General features: G+C 47.1%; 16 protein-coding genes. 11 read left to right on the top strand and 5 right to left on the bottom strand.

Annotated features, from left to right (window positions below):
• The first annotated feature begins 177 nt into the window (after positions 1 to 177).
• On the top strand, positions 178 to 1,107 hold the full coding sequence (locus tag BMZ54_RS14095; protein ID WP_089912531.1) for a nuclear transport factor 2 family protein: 930 nt from the start codon (positions 178 to 180) through the stop codon (positions 1,105 to 1,107).
• 102 nt (positions 1,108 to 1,209) lie between these two features.
• Here BMZ54_RS14095 and BMZ54_RS14090 read toward each other — a convergent pair whose 3' ends face one another.
• Positions 1,210 to 2,301: a hypothetical protein gene (locus BMZ54_RS14090; protein WP_089912528.1), complete on the bottom strand. Its 1,092-nt coding sequence runs from the start codon at positions 2,299 to 2,301 to the stop codon at positions 1,210 to 1,212.
• A 143-nt stretch (positions 2,302 to 2,444) separates the two neighbouring features.
• On the opposite strand from BMZ54_RS14090, the gene BMZ54_RS14085 reads away from it, so the two are divergent.
• A complete protein-coding gene (locus BMZ54_RS14085; RefSeq protein ID WP_238386579.1) occupies positions 2,445 to 3,449 on the top strand; it encodes a PorP/SprF family type IX secretion system membrane protein in 1,005 nt (334 codons plus the stop codon).
• Between the two features lie 35 nt (positions 3,450 to 3,484).
• On the opposite strand, the gene BMZ54_RS14080 is transcribed toward BMZ54_RS14085, so the two are convergent.
• The 4 genes from BMZ54_RS14080 to BMZ54_RS14065 all read right to left on the bottom strand — a co-directional run bounded on the left by BMZ54_RS14080 (position 3,485) and on the right by BMZ54_RS14065 (position 6,805).
• Complete coding sequence (locus tag BMZ54_RS14080; protein WP_089912523.1) at positions 3,485 to 3,880, bottom strand: VOC family protein; 396 nt, start codon at positions 3,878 to 3,880, stop codon at positions 3,485 to 3,487.
• Positions 3,881 to 3,960: 80 nt separating this feature from the next.
• Positions 3,961 to 4,848, bottom strand: coding sequence for an NmrA family NAD(P)-binding protein (locus tag BMZ54_RS14075; RefSeq protein WP_089912520.1), 888 nt, complete (start codon positions 4,846 to 4,848; stop codon positions 3,961 to 3,963).
• Positions 4,849 to 4,905: 57 nt separating this feature from the next.
• Entirely contained in the window at positions 4,906 to 5,268 is a 363-nt protein-coding gene (locus tag BMZ54_RS14070) for a DUF779 domain-containing protein (RefSeq protein WP_089912517.1), read from the bottom strand.
• A gap of 10 nt (positions 5,269 to 5,278) precedes the next feature.
• Positions 5,279 to 6,805, bottom strand: coding sequence for an aldehyde dehydrogenase family protein (locus tag BMZ54_RS14065; RefSeq protein WP_089912514.1), 1,527 nt, complete (start codon positions 6,803 to 6,805; stop codon positions 5,279 to 5,281).
• A 170-nt stretch (positions 6,806 to 6,975) separates the two neighbouring features.
• Here BMZ54_RS14065 and BMZ54_RS14060 point away from each other — a divergent pair, with 170 nt between their 5' ends.
• From BMZ54_RS14060 to BMZ54_RS14020, 9 genes are all read left to right on the top strand, one after another.
• Positions 6,976 to 7,908, top strand: a complete 933-nt coding sequence (locus BMZ54_RS14060) for an AraC family transcriptional regulator (protein WP_089912510.1) — start codon at positions 6,976 to 6,978, stop codon at positions 7,906 to 7,908.
• 638 nt (positions 7,909 to 8,546) lie between these two features.
• Positions 8,547 to 9,884, top strand: coding sequence for a porin family protein (locus tag BMZ54_RS14055; RefSeq protein WP_089912507.1), 1,338 nt, complete (start codon positions 8,547 to 8,549; stop codon positions 9,882 to 9,884).
• 48 nt (positions 9,885 to 9,932) lie between these two features.
• Positions 9,933 to 11,204 carry an urea ABC transporter substrate-binding protein gene (urtA, locus tag BMZ54_RS14050; RefSeq protein WP_238386578.1) on the top strand — a complete coding sequence of 424 codons (1,272 nt, stop codon included), beginning with the start codon at positions 9,933 to 9,935 and terminating at the stop codon, positions 11,202 to 11,204.
• Between the two features lie 172 nt (positions 11,205 to 11,376).
• Positions 11,377 to 12,405, top strand: a complete 1,029-nt coding sequence (gene urtB / locus BMZ54_RS14045; RefSeq protein ID WP_089912504.1) for an urea ABC transporter permease subunit UrtB — start codon at positions 11,377 to 11,379, stop codon at positions 12,403 to 12,405.
• A 66-nt stretch (positions 12,406 to 12,471) separates the two neighbouring features.
• Positions 12,472 to 13,557 (top strand): urea ABC transporter permease subunit UrtC, encoded by a 1,086-nt coding sequence (gene urtC / locus BMZ54_RS14040; RefSeq protein ID WP_089912502.1) that lies wholly within the window; start codon positions 12,472 to 12,474, stop codon positions 13,555 to 13,557.
• Positions 13,538 to 14,293: an urea ABC transporter ATP-binding protein UrtD gene (gene urtD / locus BMZ54_RS14035; protein ID WP_089912499.1), complete on the top strand. Its 756-nt coding sequence runs from the start codon at positions 13,538 to 13,540 to the stop codon at positions 14,291 to 14,293. The genes urtC and urtD overlap by 20 nt, the downstream gene beginning before the upstream one ends.
• Before the next feature lie 3 nt (positions 14,294 to 14,296).
• Positions 14,297 to 15,010, top strand: coding sequence for an urea ABC transporter ATP-binding subunit UrtE (urtE, locus tag BMZ54_RS14030; protein ID WP_089912496.1), 714 nt, complete (start codon positions 14,297 to 14,299; stop codon positions 15,008 to 15,010).
• Between the two features lie 92 nt (positions 15,011 to 15,102).
• A complete protein-coding gene (locus BMZ54_RS14025) occupies positions 15,103 to 16,908 on the top strand; it encodes a PAS domain-containing sensor histidine kinase (protein WP_162277539.1) in 1,806 nt (601 codons plus the stop codon).
• Between the two features lie 2 nt (positions 16,909 to 16,910).
• Positions 16,911 to 17,579, top strand: a complete 669-nt coding sequence (locus BMZ54_RS14020) for a response regulator transcription factor (RefSeq protein WP_162277538.1) — start codon at positions 16,911 to 16,913, stop codon at positions 17,577 to 17,579.
• The last annotated feature ends 73 nt before the right edge of the window (positions 17,580 to 17,652 follow it).

Here is a 17,652-nt window from a genome sequence, read left to right as displayed (position 1 = left end):
AGCCGGTCCATGAGGCCGGCTTTTTTATTGCTGCTATAGCTAAGCTCACCCTCTTTGCCGAGCTGGCTATAAAAATATATAGTAGTATGTATTGCATAATACTATTAAAAACATATATCTTTGTATTGCAATCGAAGTAAAAAATCTTATTTACCTGATAATCAATACAAATCGTTTATGAAAAAGATCCTTACCAACGTTTTATGCGTTGCCTTTATCTTTTCAGGCGCCCTAAAAGCCTTTGCCCAGCAACCTGAAACCGCCACTTCAGGGCCTTTATTTGATCAATTGTACCGCCAGGACAGCCTGCTTTTCCACTATGCCCAAAAAGACTGTAATACGCAGAAAGTGGAGGAAATACTTACAAAGGATTTTGTGTTCTACCATGATAACGGACTGGATAATCCTACCACGGTACAGCCGCTGGCCGACTTTACCAACAGCATAAAAAAAATATGCATGCAGGGCCACCTGCGCCGTACAATAGTACCCGGCAGCTTACAGGTATTTGCAGTAAGCGGGCAGGAGGCCATACAGACCGGTGTGCAGCATTTCTATATTTTACCGGATAATCAGCCGGAGCAGCTGGTAGAGATCTCCAAATTCACCCGTACCTGGAAAAAAGAAGGTAATGCCTGGAAAATGGCCCGTGAGCTGGATTACCAGGTAACCCGGCCCTTACCAGAAACGGCCGCCGCGCAGCAGTATACCCCCGCGCCCTATGTACCGGACAACAAAGCCTTGTATGATACCATTGCCGGTCTGGACAGCATTTTCTTTGAAACCTACAATACCTGCAACCTGGAAAAGATGCAGGATATGATTGCTGATGACCTGGAATTTTACCATGACCGCAACGGGTTGCTGGCTTCCAAAGCGGGTATGCTGGAATCAACCAAGAAATACATCTGCAATAAAGTGCAACGTGAAATAATGAAAGGCAGCATTGAGGTATATTCCATTAACGGGTATGGCGCGGTAGAAATAGGTTATCACCGCTTTCATAACCTGGTAGAGGGCTCCACCTCCCATGCCAGCAAATTTATTACCCTGTGGAAACGGAATAATGGGCACTGGCAAATGAGCCGTATTATAAGCTTGCATTAACCGCAAATGAAGATGATTGGCGGCTGAGGAGACAAGGCCCAAACGGAACGAGGGTGTATCCAGGCAGGATACACCCTCGTTTTTTATTACTTGTTCTATTGCTTAATGATGTCTTGAAACCCTTGTCGTGGCACGGGTTGCAGAACCACGGGGGCCACTAACGCTGGTCCGCTGGCGGGTGATCTGCCGGTTACCGTTAGGTGAGCTGAAAGTGCGGGTGTTGGAATTAAAGCTGCGGTTAGGCCCGTTAAAAGTACGGTTGGTGCCATTGACGCGTGGCGTACTAAAGCTACGGGTGGTACCATTGCTGCGCGGTGTGCTGAAGCTGCGGGTGGCGCCTGTACGGGGCCCGCTGAAACTGCGTGCAGGGCGCGGTGTAGCGCGGTAACGGTTCACTACCACCTGGTTGCGGGTACGTACGGTTACGGATGTAACGCGCATGGGGCGGTAGATCCTGGGTGCATACACGATCCGGTTGGTACGTACTATTGTATAATGTGGTGCATAATAGTAGCGGTAGGGGCGGTACACTGCCCAGGGCATGGGCCGCCAGGGGCGCCACCAGATGGGCCGTACACGCCAGCTAAAGGGAGATACCCATACCGTGTAGGCCGGCGCATATACAAACCGCACACAGGGCCAGAACCACACATTAACAATTATAGCACGGGCAGGAGCGTAGCGGGCAGCCACGTGCGGACCGCTGCCAAAGTAAGGCTGCTCTGCTTTTTCATCATTATCGCCGGTAGCTTTATCATTGCCGGAAGAAGGTTCAACAATAGTTTGCTCGCCGTAAATATCTTCATCGCCAACGATCTGCACCACGGCATTATCAGCAGCAGTTTTTTCGAGCTCTATTACTGCAATATCCTGGCTTTCTGTTTCGGAGATCAATGCCTGCAGCACAAAAACGTGCACGTCATTTTCCCGTTTATTCACCACTTTTATGTAGTCAATATTCCCGTCGCCATTGAGGTCCAGGTTGTTAACCTTATTATCCTGTGTATTCAGCAGCTTTTCAAACTCTTCGGGAGAGGCGGCTTTTTTAAACATTTCCAGCGCACCCTGTAAGCTGAAGTTGGCGCCCGGTAACTGGGAGGTATCTGCAGCAGCCGTATTTGCATCCTGCGCATGAGCCGTTATGTTCATCAATAACCCGCCCAGCAGGAATGATAAGTAATGCTTTATTCGCATAAAGATCGATTTGGTAAGTAGTCAGACCGGTAACAAGGTAAAAAGTTTAATTTTACCTGCGCCTGATTTATATATGAAATATAATATTTATATTTGATCTGGATTTGTAAGAGTACATGTGGACAATATCCCGACCCTGCCCTATGAACACCTCTATGAAATGTGTGACTTTGCTTAGCGCACTATTGCTTTGTTGCAGACTGGCCTTTGCCCAGCAGGATGCACAATACAGCCAGTATATGTTTAATGGCATTTACATTAACCCAGCCTATGCCGGGTATAAGGAAGTGCTGAACCTCCATAGTTTTTACCGTGCACAGTGGACGGGCGTAGAAGGCGCCCCTCGCAGCTTTTCAGTAGCGGTGGATGCTATTGCCAACGAAGGAAATGTGGGCCTGGCCCTGCAGCTGTTCAGCGATAAGCTGGGCGCACAAAGTACGCAGGGGGTGTACGCCAGCTATGCCTACCGCATACGTTTAAACGAAGATGGCAGCTCACGCCTGGCCTTTGGGTTAAGCGGCGGCCTGATACAGCTGGGCATTAACGGCTCACTGCTTACCACCAATGACCCGGAGGTGGATATGCCTGCCGGCACACAAACCACGCTGGTACCGGATGCGCGGGCTGGCGTTTATTATTCCACCAACCGCGCCTATGTTGGGTTTTCGGTCGATAACCTGATAGCCCCGCACATGAATAAATCGCGCTACTTATATATTCCACAGCCTAAACCACATTACTACTTTACTGCAGGCATGCTGCTGCCCCTGAATGAAAATATACAGTTCAAGCCTTCCTTCCTGCTGAAAGATGACCGGGGAGGCCCTACCAGCCTGGATCTGAACGCTTTCCTTTTACTGCAGGAAAGGATCTGGATAGGCGGCTCATACCGCAGCGGTATCAGTCTGTATGATAAGAACTACCTGCAAAAAGTGCTGGTAAAAAGGAATGCAGCGGTAGCGCTGGTAGAGGTATATGCTACGCCCAATTTACGCGTAGGTTATGCATATGATTTTGCGGTAGGGCCATTGCAGGGTTATAACAACGGATCGCATGAGATATCTATAGGTTACTCCTTTACAAAAGCAGATAGGGGTACAGAGAAGAACGGACAGGTGCCGCGTGTAGCGTGCCCAAGGTTTTTCTAAAAAAAATGCCCTGGCAACTTACCAGGGCGTTTTATTTATGATATTAAGCTCAATTGCCAGGATACTCCGAATTGATCATTCACCCAGCCAAACCTGCTGCTGAAAGGATACTTGTTTAACGGCATCAGCACATTGCCTCCTGTTGACAGCTGTGCAAACAGCGTATTAATTTCCTGCTCCGTTTCACAGGTTACATATAACGACATGGCCGGTGTAAACGTGAACGCATGTTTAACATTACTATCAATAGCCATAAATTGCTGCCCGTTCAGGGAAAAGGTGGCATGCATTACACTCCCTTCCTTACCCATTTCATTAGGCCCGTAACGGCTGATGCTGATGACCTTTGAATCGTTGAACAAGCTGATATAAAAATTAAGGGCTGCTTCTGCCTGCCCTTCAAACATCAGGAAGGTGGTGATCTTTTGCATGGTTTTTTATGCGCAAATTATGATCATAGCGGCATACTGCCTTCATACTTTTGAGTGATTTAGCTATAAAAAAGCATTTTTCACGCTAAAGCATGGGCCTCTTTTTCCGCTATTTCATTTTTAATATAGGCTTCCAGGGTAGTATTGCCTTTCACCTGCTCAATACCGTTCCTTTCAGCTTTGACGCGGCCATCTATTACGGCTTCCGTCATTTCTATAAAGTTCTTAATACCGTCCGGTGAAAAGTGTAAGCCTTCCAGGGTTTTACCCCATTCCGCTTTTGGTATCACCTGCACTTTCACGGGTTTGTTCAGCAGCTTACCAAAAACATTGGCTACATCCTGCGGGGTGTAAGGCCGGGGGCCTTCAATCTCATACACGGTACTTTTATGCCCATCGCCGGTTAACACTTTTGCGGCAAACTCGCCAACATCGGTAGGCGCTATCATGGGAATAGAAAAGTCGGCAGGGAAGAAGCTGGGCAGCACGCCCTTTTCTTTTGCTACCTCTAAGTAAGGCAGCCAGTTGCTGAAGTAATAAGCAGGCCTTATAAAGATCTGTGTTATGGAAAGGTCTTCAAAAGCATGTTCCAGCATATTCGACATCAGCAAATTACCGGTACCTTTTTCAATCTGCGCGCCCACGGATGAAATGCCTACTATTTTTTCAATGCCGGCATGCTGTACCGCATCTTTATAGTTGTCCAGTATCTGCTGTGTTTCTGCCAGCACATCCTCCTCCTGTCCGGTTTCAGGCGTAATGGCAAACAGGGAGGTACCACCCCTGAAAGCAGTGCGTAAAGCAGTAAGGTCTTTTGCATCTGCTACAGCTGCATTTATCCCTTTTTCTTTCAGGGAGGCTGCTTTTTCTTTGCTGTGGGTAATACCTACTACGGCTTCGCCCTTAGTTACCAGCTGTGTGGCTACGGTTCCACCTACGCTGCCGGTTGCGCCTAGTACAATATGCATATAAAACTGTTTTGGTGAGGCTGAATTGGCAACAAATACTATACCATGAGGTGAGGGTTAACCGGTAGGCTGCAGGGTAGCCAACTCTTCATCCGAAAATACACGGGAGCGGGTTAAAAACCTTACTCCCAGCGGTATTTCCAGCGAAAAGCTGCTACCCCTGCCTGGTGTTACATCCAATATTAATTGTGTATGCTGCCAGTAAGCAAACTGATCCCTGTTCATATAAAATTTACAACCGGCCACTTCACCTAATAGCACATCACTGTTGCCGGTTTTAAATTCACCTTCTGCAAAACACATAGGCTGTGAGCCATCGCAGCAGCCGCCGCTCTGGTGGAACATCAGGTTGCCATGCAGCTGCTTTAATCTTGCTATCAGCTCCAAAGCCTTGTCAGTAGCTATAATACGGGCAGTCATAATGTGTTGTTTAGAAAAATCCCAGTTTGGTTTTGCTGTAAGAGATCAGCATGTTCTTGGTTTGGCGGTAGTGGTTTAGCATCATCTTATGTGTTTCACGGCCGAAACCTGATTTCTTATAACCGCCAAATGGTGCATGTGCAGGATAAGCATGATAACAGTTCACCCACACACGGCCGGCCTGTATAGCGCGGGGCACCTGGTACATTTCATGCGCATCGCGCGTCCATACACCGGCGCCTAAGCCATATAAGGTATCGTTGGCTATCTGGATGGCTTCTTCTGTATTTTTAAAAGTGGTTACGCAGGTTACAGGTCCAAAAATTTCTTCCTGGAATACCCGCATTTTGTTGTTCCCTTTCAGGATAGTAGGTTTAATGTAAAAGCCGTGTTCCAGGCCACTGTTCTGGTGAAAGGCTTCCCCGCCGGTTAAGGCTTTGGCGCCTTCCTGCTTGCCTATTTCCAGGTAGCTCAGGATCTTGTTGTACTGGTCTTCAGATGCCTGTGCACCCATCATTACCGTGCTGTCCAGCGGGTTACCCATTTTAATGGCTTTGGTACGCTGTATCACGCGGTCCATAAATTTATCATAAATGTTCTCATGCACCAGGATGCGGCTGGGACAGGTACACACTTCGCCCTGGTTCAGCGCAAACATTACGGCGCCCTCTACTGCCTTATCAAAAAATTCATCATCCGCATCGCCCACAGATTCAAAGAATACATTGGGGCTTTTACCGCCCAGCTCCATGGTAACCGGTATCAGGTTTTCAGAAGCATATTGCATGATCAGGCGGCCGGTGGTGGTTTCGCCGGTAAAGGCTACTTTTTGTATGCGGGGGGATTGTGCCAGTGGTTTACCGGCTTCTGGCCCAAAACCGGTTACTACGTTCAGCACACCAGGGGGCAGTATACCATCTATCAGCTCCAGCAAACACATAATGCTGGTAGGTGTTTGTTCTGCCGGTTTTACAATGGTGCAGCAGCCTGCGGCCAGCGCCGGCGCCATTTTCCAGGTGGCCATTAGCAGCGGAAAGTTCCAGGGAATGATCTGCCCTACAATGCCAATGGGCTCATGCAGGTTAATGCTTACGGTGGTTTCATCGTGTTCGCTGATGGTGCCTTCCTCACTGCGCAGCACACCGGCAAAATAGCGGAAATGGTCTACCACTAATGGCAGGTCGGCCGCGCGGGTTTCCCGGATAGCCTTACCATTATCAATGGTTTCTACAATGGCCAGGTATTCCAGGTTATCTTCTACTACCTGCGCTATTTTCAGCAGCAGGTTGCTGCGGTAGGCTGCGCTGGTTTTGCTCCAGCTGGGAAAGGCCTGGCTGGCTGCATCAATGGCTTTTTCAATGTCTTTCGCATTGCCGCGTGCGGCCTGCGTAAACGCTTTGCCATCGATGGGTGAAATATTATCAAAGTATTCTCCGCTGTCTGGGGCCACCCATTTCCCGTTAATATAATGATCGTATTTTTCTTTAAAGGAAGGACGGGTAGCCACATTCGGATCGGATGCAACGGCTGTACTCATAACGTATGAATTTTTAGGTGAATAATGGCGGTAATTTCACCCAAATAAACCCATTGGCCTGCTACAATTGTACTTTTTTATAGCACGATTGTACCTGAAGTTTTGTAACTTCAGTAACACAGGGAGATCAGCATTACAAAAGTTTTTGTCGGGGATTAAAATCATTCATCGTGCCTATCAAACACTATCTGCAAAAGGCCGGGCTCACCCATCCGAAATACCTGCAAACACTGGTAGAGAACAGGCGTATCTTTAATTTAAAGAACTGTGAGCTGAATATTTTTGAAAGTTACCAGGAAGCGTATAATATACCCCTTACCTTTAATGACTTTGTGATCACCAGCATGATCCGGGGTAAAAAAGTAATGCACCTGCCGGATGTACCGGCTTTTGATTACCTGCCCGGTGAAACGGTGATTGTACCGGCCAATACCACCATGGTCATTGACTTCCCGGAAGCAGGGGCGCAGAACCCCACCCAATGCATGGCCCTTGCCGTGGATGCCGGTTATATTCATGACACCATTGATTATTTAAATGATTATTATAACAGCAGCACCGATGAGCATAATGCCTGGAAGCTGCAGTTTAACCAATATCATTTCTCCAACGATACTGAGATCTCTGACCTCATTAACAAGATCATCCGGGTATGCAGCAGTGTAGACCGGTCCAAGAATATTTTTGCAGACCTGTCCCTGAAGGAGCTGCTGATACGCCTGGTGCAAAACCAGCGCCTGCAGCAGTTTGCAGGGGAAAGTGCAGATAACGGCAATCAAACACGCCTGCATTATGTGCTGAATTATATACACGAGCACCTGTCTGAAAAAATAGCAGTGGACCTGTTGTGCCGCAAAGCTTATTTAAGCCGTAATATGTTCTTTAAATGGTTTAAAGAGCAGTTTGGCATCAGCCCCCTAGAATATATAAATGCGGAGCGCGTAAAGATGGCCAAACAATTACTGGCCGACGCGCATAACGACCTCCGCGCAGTAAGTAATCTTTGTGGTTTTAGTGATGTGAATTATTTTATCCGTGTTTTCCGTAAGCTGGAAGGCATTACTCCCGGCGCTTATCAATCCTGCATGGCGCATCCATCCTGATTTTTTTTCTTTTGACGTAGCCATTTCTGCAGCAGTAGGCTGCTTTACAAGGTACATTTATGTACACGCTGTATACCCTATTGGTACCAGGTGGAGGTGCTTTTTTAAGGATAGCAGTTGCATGTACACTACCATCCTGCACCAGGTGGAGAAGCTTTTTAAGGTTCACAATTGCGTGTATGCTACCCACTCCGTACCAGGTGGAAGCCTTTTAAGGTTTACAATTGCATGTATGCTGCATACCATTCTGCACTATTTTTTACAATGTATGTACCTATCCGCAGGGACAAACTCACCCCTTTCCCGGCCTGAACAATTGCATTTTTTCTTTCATGCGAATAATCCCGGTAGCCGAAAAAAATAGGAAAATCTGGAGAAGGGCCGTAAATTGACGGGGCTGCCAGAGAAGTCGTAATTTTATATAACAGATTAGAAATCAAAATGTAAAGTAGGGTTTAATCAGTAATTAGTATAATATATCTAAATATATTAATATGAAATTATAATCTTGAATCAGCATAATTTCTTACACATTTTAAATAAAAATATACATATATGATATTTGGTAATTTGAAAATTACTTACGTATTTTTAGACCGATAACTACAGATGCAATCGCCAAAATCAAATTACTGACCATGAAAGTTTGCTATTTATTATTGGTTACCCAATTGGCCTACACCAGTTTTGCCTATGCTACCGATGAGATTCCCCCCGGAAAAGAAAAAAAGTCAACTACAGATTCCTCTATTCTTGAAACCGGTAAAAGGAACTACAACCCGCTGCCGGAAATTCCTGATTTTGCAGAATTACGTAAGTATGCTTGCCTGAACATGAATAAAAAAGGCTTACAGGAAGATGCGCCTTTCAAACCATCCGTACAGGTAGGCGCCATTGTGCACATGTTTGCATCTGCCGAGCAGGATGGCTTTAGCGCGCCGCATACAGCTACCGCGCCATCCGACTGGAGCAAAGGCTTTACCCTGTACCGCGCCCGTGTACTGGTAGGCGGGCAGCTAACCCCTAAAGGCAGCTTCTTTTTTGAAACGGATATTCCCAGCGCTATTGGCGGTCCTAACCCGGATGGCACCAAGAACGTAAAAGTATCGCCCATTATACTGGATGCGCAGTTCCAATACAATTTCTGCGAAGCCTTCCAGGTAATTGTAGGACAGCAGCTCATCTCCAATAACCGCAATGGTTTACAGGGCGCTGCAGGCTTAATGGCCAATGACTTCTCTTACTTTCAGTACCCGTATAACCTGTTTGCGAACAGCCCTCTGCAGGGCAACTTTGGCCGCGACCTGGGTGTGAATACCCGTGGCTTTTTGTTCAATGATAAATTTGAATACCGCGTGGGCGCCTTTACCGGCCGTAATGTAGATGGCAAAGGCCCCATACGCCTCACCAGCCGCCTGGCATACAGCTTCATGGATGCTGAAAAAGATTATTATTATGCAGGCACTAACTTAGGTAAAGGCAAAACGCTTACCTGGGGCATAGGGGCCGATGTGCAGGGCACTTACCACAACTACAGCACCGACCTGTTTATAGACCAACCCATTACCGATAAAGGTTCCATTACTTTCAGCGGCGCCTTTCAATACATGACCGGTGGTACAGATACCGTTGCCAAGTATACTTTTGCACGCCTGATCCCTGCGCAAACCGTGCAGTTTGCAGAACTGGGTTATTATTTTAAAGCAGCCAAGCTGCAGCCCTGGGTAAAGTTTGAGCGGCAGCATATTTCCGCGAAGGATGCACAGGCACCTGGCGTACCCGTGGAGGATTTTAATAAATATAATTCCAGCACCGTATGGGGCGGGGGCATTAACTACTTCTTTAACGCGCTGGGTACTAACCTGCGCCTCTCTTACATTGCGCGCAGCTATAATGTAGCTAGCGCCACTACTGCTGATTTTGATAAAAAAACATATGGCCAGGTATGGGCCCAGCTACAGTTCTTTATTTTCTAGGATCCGTTTGTCTTTGTAATTCCATTTCAACTTTAAACTTATTACACCATGTATAAAAAAATAATTTCTGTTGCAAGATTGGCTATTCTGTTGCTGGGTAGCAGCACTATGCTGCTCACGGCCTGTAATTCCGGTACTTCAAAAACAGAGGATGCAGGTAAAGATTCTACGGCGGCCAATACAGTGAAAATAGGCGTGCTGCACTCTTTAAGCGGCACCATGGCTATTTCTGAAGTATCCCTGAAAGATGCGGTGCAAATGGCGGTGGATGAGATCAATGCTGCCGGCGGTGTGCTGGGTAAAAAAATAGAGCCGGTAATTGTAGATCCGGCTTCTGACTGGGATCTGTTTGCTGAAAAATCCAAAGAGCTGCTTACAGATAAAAAGGTAGCCGCCGTGTTTGGCTGCTGGACCTCCGTATCCCGCAAATCCGTGCTGCCTGTGTTTGAAGAAAATAACGGCTTGCTGTTTTACCCGGTGCAATATGAGGGTGAAGAAAGCTCCAAGAACGTAGTGTATTCCGGCGCAACGCCCAACCAGCAGCTGATACCGGCCGCTGATTATTTAATGAGCGCAGAAGGCGGCGGGTATAAAAGGTTTTATTTGCTGGGTACAGATTATGTATTTCCCAGAACTGCCAATAAGATCTTAAAAGCGTATTTACTTTCCAAAGGCATTCCTAAAGAAAATATCATTGAAGAATATACGCCGTTCCACCACCAGGACTACCAAACCATTGTATCCAAGATTAAAAAGTTTGCAGTAGGGGGTAAGGCCTGTGTGCTTTCCACCATCAACGGTGATTCCAATATTCCTTTTTATAAAGAGTTTGCCAACCAGGGCCTTACCGCTGCTACCTGCCCTATTATGGCCTTTTCCGTAGCGGAAGATGAGCTGCGGGCCATGGATACGGAGTTCTTAGTGGGCCACCTGGCTGCCTGGAACTATTACCAGTCTGTTGATGTGCCGGAGAACAAAAAATTTGTAGCCGGCTTTAAAGCCTTTTGTGAAAAGAAGAATTTACCTGGTGGCGCTAAAAGGGTAACCGACGATCCTATTTGCTGGGCTTATACAGATGTGTACCTGTGGGCCAAAGCCGCAGAAAAAGCGAAGTCTTTTGATGTAGATAAAGTACGCACCGCCTTACATGGTTTAACCTTTGATTCGCCTGCCGGTACTGTGAAGATGGATGATAAAGTGAACCACCTGGCCAAACCGGTGCTGATAGGGGAAATTAAGCCCGACGGGCAGTTTAGCGTGATCTGGAAATCACAGGGCTTGATTGATCCGCAACCTTTCTTTACGCTGAATAAACAATAAACGTTCGATACTATTTCAAATGGGGCGAACCAAAAAGAATGTAAAATCATAAACCGACGAAGGAGGTTCATAGAGACCATTTAAAAGGCTCTATGAACCTATCTTCCGGCATTCTGCTTTTACATTTAAGATTTAAAATTTTACATTCTTTTAGTCCCTTCAATCGTAAGTGATGGAGCTATTATTAAAGATCAACGGAATTAAAAGTGGTAAATGGACAGGGCCAAAATGGCTTTGGCCGGTGATACTGGCGGGCGCTGTTCTTTTTTTTGCCGTGCGTGTGGCTACAGACAGCAGCGGTACCTATGTGCAAAACCTGTTCAGCGGCATTAGCCTGGGCAGCATTTTAATACTGGTATCCCTGGGGCTGGCCATTGTATATGGTTTGGCAGGCATTATTAATATGGCGCACGGGGAGTTTTTAATGATCGGCGCTTATACTACCTACAGTGTGCAGGTATTTTTTACAAATGTGCTGCATGTACAAAGCAGCAACTGGTTTTTTATAACAGCGCTGCCGGTGTCTTTTATTGTAGCGGGTTTGGCGGGGCTTTTACTGGAAAGGCTTATTATCCGCCACCTGTACGCCAAGCCGCTGGAAAGCCTGCTGGCTACCTGGGGGGTAAGCCTGATCCTGATCCAGACCGCGCGTTCCCTGTTTGGCGACCTTACGGCGGTAAAGCTGCCGGAAATGCTGGCAGGCGGCTGGCGGGTAAATGAGAACCTGGTGTTGCCGTATAACCGCTTATTCATTATTGCATTAACCATTGTAGTGATCATAGCCCTGTACCGAACGCTTACGGCTACACGTTTAGGTATGCAGATAAGGGCCGTAACACAAAACCGCAGCATGAGCGCCTGTTTGGGCATTAATACCAAACGTATAGATGCCATGACCTTTTTCATAGGCTCCGGTCTGGCAGGTTTGGCCGGCTGCGCCATGACGCTGATAGGCAACGTAGTGCCGGATATGGGCCAAACCTATATTGTGGATGCATTCCTTACCGTGGTAATAGGCGGGGTAGGCAAGCTGTTAGGCACCATTACCGCGGGTTTGGGCATCGGTATTTTTTCCAAAGTGCTGGAAGCCTTTTTTGAAGCAGTGTATGGCAAGGTGCTGATACTATTGCTTATTATGCTGTTTATGCAGTTCAAGCCCCGGGGTATTTTCCCGGATAAAGGCAGAACAGCGGCAGATTGAAAACAATTGCAAACAAACGCACCAATCAAATCGTAGATCTAAAATCGTAAATCTAAAATCCACACCATGCAGTTGAAACCTGCTAAGCTGATCAACATATTATTTATACTGTTCTTTGCAGTGGTCTTGCCTGTGGGGAACATGCTGGGGCTTGTGTCCGTTAACAGCATTTCCCTGTGGGGAAGATATTTTTGTTTTGCCATTGCAGCTTTAGGCATTGATCTTATCTGGGGCTATACCGGTATTATGTCTATGTGCCAGGCTTTTTTCTTTTGCCTGGGCGGTTACTGCATGGGTATGCACCTGCTGCTGAAAGCCACGGCCCTGCAGCAGCAGCTGTTACCGGAGTTTATGACCTGGAATGATATTACTACGCTGCCCTGGTTCTGGGAGCCTTTTCATGGTTTTGTACCAGCTCTGGTATTGAGTTTGCTGGTGCCTGCTGCCGTTGCATTTGTGATCGGGTACTTTATATTCAGGAGCCGCATTAAAGGCGTGTACATGGCTATTATTACACAGGCGCTGGCCTTATCCATGTACCTGCTTTTTTTACGGAATGAGACGAACCTGGGCGGCACCAACGGCCTCACAAACTTTAAGACCCTGCTGGGTTTTGAGCTGCATAAGCCGGGCACCAAGCTGGGTTTGTACCTGGTAACCCTGGCCATGTTATGCGTGGCATACGGCTGCTGTTACAAAATAGTACACTCCAAATTCGGTAAGGTGCTGCAGGCCATCCGCGATAGTGAGCCGCGGGTAGGTTACACCGCCTACCGGGTGCTGCATTATAAGCTGGCGGCCTTTGTGGTGGCAGCTGCGCTGGGTGGTTTGGCAGGTATGTTATATGTACCGCAAACCGGCATTATTACGCCTGGCCGTATGGATGTAAAAGCATCTGTAGAAATGCTGATGTGGGTAGCCCTGGGTGGCCGTGGTAATTTAAAGGGAGCGGTAATAGGCGCGCTGCTGGTGAACTGTGTGTATAGCTATTGCACCAGCGTATTTCCGCAGGGATGGCTGTTTATACTGGGAATGCTGTACATACTTACCGTCCTGTATTTTGATAAAGGGTTCCTGGGCCTGTTTGAAAAGATAGGTTCTAAAATAGGTATTAAAACAAATAGTGAAAGGTATGCTACTGGAAGTAAATGAGCTGGCGGTTTCTTTTGGCGGGGTGCAGGCCCTGAACCTGCAGCACTTTCAGCTGGAAGACCGGGAGCTGCGGGTGATCATTGGCCCTAATGGCGCAGGTAAGTCTACCTTTATGGATATCCTTTGCGGCAAAACCAAACCGGATACCGGCAGCATTGTATTTAACGGAAAGCCCACCAGGGGCTTAACAGAAGTGCAGATAGCGGAAATGGGCATCGGGCGCAAGTTCCAGAAGCCATCCGTATTTCCCGGCCTTAGTGTGTATGAGAATATGCTGCTGGCCACGCGCATGAAAAAGGATGTATTTACTTCCTTATTCTCCAGGATGCCGGCAGGCGTTCAGGAAAAGATTGAGGCGATGGCAGAGCGGGTAGGGCTTACTTCTGCGTTACATAAACAGGCCGGCGCCCTTTCCCACGGGCAAAAACAGTGGCTGGAAATAGCTATTGTAGTGCTGCAGGATCCGCGTTTGTTATTGATAGATGAACCGGCGGCCGGTATGTCTGACAGGGAAGCGGAAAAAACCGGCGAGCTGCTGCTGGAGCTGTCCAAACAGCATGGCGTTATTGTAATAGAGCATGATATGCATTTTGTAAAACAGATCGCCACTAAGCTGGTAAGCGTATTGGTAAATGGTAAGCTGTTAATGGAAGGGCCTTTTGAAGAAGTGAAAAATGATCAGCGGGTAATTGACTGTTACCTGGGCAGGGTCAATGCACAACTGGAAAAACTATAGGATATGGAGCCAACAACACTGCTAACAGCCAGCAACATTATAACGGCATATGACCAGAGCACCATTTTGTGGGGCGTGAACTTATCGGTGCTGCAAGGTACCGTTACCACGGTAATGGGCCGCAACGGCGTAGGTAAAACCACCCTGCTTAAAACTATTATGGGCCTGCAGAAAGCGCGGGAAGGACAGGTGACTTTTAAAGGAGAGCACATTACTAACCTGGCGCCTTATAAAATAGCGCGCGCAGGTATTGGTTATGTACCGCAGGGGCGGGAGATCATTCCTAAGCTTACGGTGCAGGAAAACCTGCAATTGGGGCTGGAAGCCACGCCGGACTATAAACCCCGTATGGCGGAAGAAGAAATTTACACGCTGTTCCCCATCCTGAAAGAGTTCCGCCGCCGCGCCGGTGGTAATTTAAGCGGAGGGCAGCAACAGCAGCTGGCCATTGCCCGCACCCTTATCAGCGGCCCCGCCCTGTTATTGCTGGATGAACCTACGGAAGGTTTGCAGCCTTCCATAGCCATTGAAATAGGCGATATTCTGCGGCAGCTGGTTACCACAAAGGGAATGGCCGTATTACTGGTAGAGCAGAAAATAGACTTTGCCAAGCATGTAACCGATTATTTCTATTTTATGGAAAGGGGCAAAATGGTGAAAGAAGGCAATGCTGCTACGTTCGACTTTAATGAGCTGCAGGAACATATTGCCGTATAACCCCAAAATAAAGGCGGCGCCTGCATTTGAATTTGACCGGCAGATTTGATATTTTAAGGGGCAATCTGTTTTACTTAATGAAAAGTGATTTTATGATCATATCAGAAGGCAATAAGATCTTTAAGCACTTTACTATCCGGTATGGCATCGCGTTAACCTTTATCGCCGTGTTGTCCGTGGTGAGCCAGGTGCGCATACAGCAGCACCTGAACCGTTCCATGGACGATTCCCATGTGATTAATTTTGCCGCCCGCCTGCGTACCTACAGCCAAACGCTGAGCAAAACTGCGTTAATGCTGGAATATGGTTATGAATACGATATTAGCCGTAAAGAGTTTGTAAATACCCTTAAACAATGGGAAAAAGCGCAGGAAGGCCTGGAAATGGGCAGCCGCTTCCTGAACCTGCCTACGGAAAACATGGAGGAGATCAATACCATGTTTGACCTTATCAGCCACCCCCGCAAGGAAATGATGAATGCTGCAGAGCATATTGTAGCAGTGCTGGATACCTCCAAAGTATTTAATCCCCAGCTGATACGCCCCTATGTAAAAACCATCCTGGATTATGAGCAATCCTACCTGCTGGGCATGGAGCTGATCGTGTTTGATTACGACCGTTTTTCCAAAGAGCGTATCAGCCAGCTGAAACAGATCGATTACCTGATGCTGGCCCTGGTGCTGTTCACACTGGCGCTGGAAGCCATTTTTATTTTTTACCCGCTGGCTATTCACATTAAAAAAGTAGTGGTAGGATTGGTATCATCAGAAGAAAAGTCCAAACGCTTATCAGAAGAGCTGCAAGCTGCCAATGCCCGCATGGAGGAATCTTATAAGGAGCTGCGGGAAATGAACTATGCGCTGGACAAAGCCACCTACCTGGTAAAAACAGATCCTGAAGGGAATATTGTATATGCCAATGATAAGTACTGCCATGTTACCAAATACAGCATACAGGAGCTGCGCGGCAAACCGGTTTTTTACAATAACATGGGCGGCCATGAAAGTGTGATCTATGAGCACATACGTAACAGTAAAAAACAAACGGAAGTATGGCAGGATGAAATATTCGATAATGCATCCGATGGTACGGGCTTTTGGCTGGATGTTACGTTGATGCCGGTATTTGATAATGCCGGCAATTTGTATCAATACCTGCTGATAGGAACTGATATTACCAACCGTAAAAATACAGAGCGGGAAAACCAGCTGCTGATGGAAGAAAAGATCCGGCGGGAAGGCGTGGAGCAAAAAATAAGATCCTACGCCATTATCAATGGGCAAGAAAAAGAACGTAAGCGCATCACGGCAGAGATCCATGACGGCATTGGGCAAATGCTTACCAGCCTGCGTATGAAGCTGGAACAGATCCAGGACCGTACCACTACGCCCGACCCGGAAGTAGCTATGGTGAATATGATGCTGGCAAAGCTGATCACAGAAACGCGGCGTATCTGCTCAGACCTGCTCCCCAGCGTGCTGGAGGACTTTGGCCTGCTCTCTGCCATTGAAGACCTGGTGACCACCTGTAAGGATGCCAACCGTAAAATGGATTTCCTGCTGGATACCAACATACATCCCGGCCCGCTGTCAAGAGAGCTGGAAATAAGCGTGTACCGCATTTTGCAGGAAGGGTTGAATAATGTGATCAAACATTCACAGGCCTCCCGTGTGGAAATATTTATTGATACCTCCGGCCATTACCTGAACCTGATGATAAAGGATAATGGCAAAGGTTTTTATTTTGATAACCAACAATTACATTTAAAGAACCTGGCTAAGAAAATGAATGGTATACGCGGCATGAAAGAGCGGGCGGAATTACTAAGCGGTACCTTTAGCTTAAACGCCCAACCAGGAAAAGGCACTATTGTTCAACTGGAAATTCCTTTAGTATGACTATGACCACGCGCATAAAAGTTTTCCTGGTAGATGACCATGAAATATTCAGGAACGGGCTAAAACAGCTGATAGACAGTGAGCAGGACATGGAAGTAGTAGGGGAGGCCGGCGATGGAGAAACGGCTTTGCAGTCGCTTGCTTCTGTAACGCCGGAAGTAATTATCATGGATATCCGCATGCCGGGTATTAATGGTATTGAAACCAGCCAGGCCATTTTAAAACAGCAGCCGCTGAGCCGCATTCTTTTCTTTAGCTTGTATGATAGCCCCGATTATGTGGCCAAAGCGCTGGAAATGGGCGCCAGTGGCTACATTTTAAAGGATACCAGCAACAAGATCTTCCTGCATGCCATCCGCACCGTGCATAAAGGCAAGTTCTATTTCATTGGCGATGTATCGGATGTGCTGGTGAAAAAATACCAGGACCTGCAAAAAACATCCGGCCTTAAAACAGCTGCAAACGTGGAAATATCCCTTTCCAAAAGAGAGGAGCAGATCCTGAAGAAGATAGATGAAGATCTGAGCAACAAGGAAATTGCCGAATCATTAAATGTAAGCGTACGTACAGTAGAAGCGCACCGCCTGAACATTCTGCGTAAATTCCAGGCCGGGAATATGGAGGAAGTGCTTACCTTTTGCAAAGAGAACGGCATTATTAAATATACCTGATTTTAGATTTACGATTTTAGATTTAGATTTGATTGGAGCGAAGACCGCATTTTTAAATCTAAAATCGTAAATC

This window comes from Chitinophaga rupis, from assembly GCF_900109685.1.
Taxonomy (GTDB): domain Bacteria; phylum Bacteroidota; class Bacteroidia; order Chitinophagales; family Chitinophagaceae; genus Chitinophaga; species Chitinophaga rupis.
Note: the sequence above shows the minus strand (reverse complement) of the source record. Positions and strands in the feature narration are given on the sequence as shown.

Bases quoted from the DNA above. Each gene is read 5' to 3' on its own strand.
- BMZ54_RS14070 (WP_089912517.1), bottom strand. From the start codon at position 5,268: ATGACTGCCCGTATTATAGCTACTGACAAGGCTTTGGAGCTGATAGCA.
- BMZ54_RS14065 (WP_089912514.1), bottom strand. From the start codon at position 6,805: ATGAGTACAGCCGTTGCATCCGATCCGAATGTGGCTACCCGTCCTTCC.
- urtC (WP_089912502.1), top strand. From the start codon at position 12,472: ATGCAGTTGAAACCTGCTAAGCTGATCAACATATTATTTATACTGTTC.
- BMZ54_RS14085 (WP_238386579.1), top strand. From the start codon at position 2,445: ATGAACACCTCTATGAAATGTGTGACTTTGCTTAGCGCACTATTGCTT.
- BMZ54_RS14055 (WP_089912507.1), top strand. From the start codon at position 8,547: ATGAAAGTTTGCTATTTATTATTGGTTACCCAATTGGCCTACACCAGT.
- BMZ54_RS14080 (WP_089912523.1), bottom strand. From the start codon at position 3,880: ATGCAAAAGATCACCACCTTCCTGATGTTTGAAGGGCAGGCAGAAGCA.
- urtE (WP_089912496.1), top strand. From the start codon at position 14,297: ATGGAGCCAACAACACTGCTAACAGCCAGCAACATTATAACGGCATAT.
- urtB (WP_089912504.1), top strand. From the start codon at position 11,377: ATGGAGCTATTATTAAAGATCAACGGAATTAAAAGTGGTAAATGGACA.
- BMZ54_RS14020 (WP_162277538.1), top strand. From the start codon at position 16,911: ATGACCACGCGCATAAAAGTTTTCCTGGTAGATGACCATGAAATATTC.
- BMZ54_RS14025 (WP_162277539.1), top strand. From the start codon at position 15,103: ATGATCATATCAGAAGGCAATAAGATCTTTAAGCACTTTACTATCCGG.
- BMZ54_RS14095 (WP_089912531.1), top strand. From the start codon at position 178: ATGAAAAAGATCCTTACCAACGTTTTATGCGTTGCCTTTATCTTTTCA.
- BMZ54_RS14090 (WP_089912528.1), bottom strand. From the start codon at position 2,301: ATGCGAATAAAGCATTACTTATCATTCCTGCTGGGCGGGTTATTGATG.
- urtD (WP_089912499.1), top strand. From the start codon at position 13,538: ATGCTACTGGAAGTAAATGAGCTGGCGGTTTCTTTTGGCGGGGTGCAG.
- urtA (WP_238386578.1), top strand. From the start codon at position 9,933: ATGTATAAAAAAATAATTTCTGTTGCAAGATTGGCTATTCTGTTGCTG.
- BMZ54_RS14075 (WP_089912520.1), bottom strand. From the start codon at position 4,848: ATGCATATTGTACTAGGCGCAACCGGCAGCGTAGGTGGAACCGTAGCC.